This window comes from Streptomyces sp. SAJ15 (genome assembly GCF_007595705.1).
Taxonomy (GTDB): Bacteria; Actinomycetota; Actinomycetes; order Streptomycetales; family Streptomycetaceae; genus Streptomyces.
Genome location: NZ_NISY01000053.1, coordinates 1 through 553, shown reverse-complemented (window position 1 = coordinate 553; position 553 = coordinate 1). Strand labels below are relative to the sequence as shown.

The 553-nt window shown below is 69.4% G+C and carries 2 protein-coding genes; both read right to left on the bottom strand.

Annotated elements, in window-relative coordinates:
- Nucleotides 1-218: hypothetical protein (locus CD790_RS34290; RefSeq protein ID WP_144387286.1), on the bottom strand; the 218-nt coding region annotated here is incomplete at its 3' end.
- The coding region (locus tag CD790_RS34285; protein WP_144387285.1) for an acyltransferase domain-containing protein at nt 215-553 on the bottom strand (339 nt) is incomplete at its 5' end. The genes CD790_RS34285 and CD790_RS34290, both read right to left, overlap by 4 nt.

The following is a 553-nucleotide window of genomic DNA, read 5'->3' as shown; positions in this document are numbered from 1 at the left end:
GACCCCGCCAACCGAACAGCCGCACCCAACAGCGGATGCCCCGACACCTCCAGACCCGCCGCCGACACATCCCCCCGCCCCGCAGGAACATCCAGCCAGTAGCGCTGGCGTTGGAAGGGGTAGGTGGGCAGGTCGACCCGCTGGGGCTCGGTGCCGGTGAAGGCTTGTTCCCAGGTGATGGGGAGGCCGTGGGTGTGGGCTTGGGCGAGGGCGGTCATGAGGGTGTCGGTTTCGGGCCGGTCACGCCGCAGGAGGGGTGCGATGACAGTCGGCTTGGGTGCTGGCTCCTCGTGGTCTCGGCCCAGTACCGGGGTGAGCAGGCTTGCTCTTCGGTGAGGGGCCGGCCGGTGAGGTTGGAGATCACCGGCAGCCTGGGCGGCTGGAACGCCACCCCCTCCAGCACTTGCTGGAACTCGTGGAGCATGGGGTCGATGTGGTGGGAGTGGAAGGCGTGGCTGACCCGCAGGGGTGTGGTGCGGTAGCCGGCTTCGCGCCAGGTGTGGCGTAGTGCGTCGATGGCGTCCGTGTCACCGGAGACCACCATGGCGGTCGG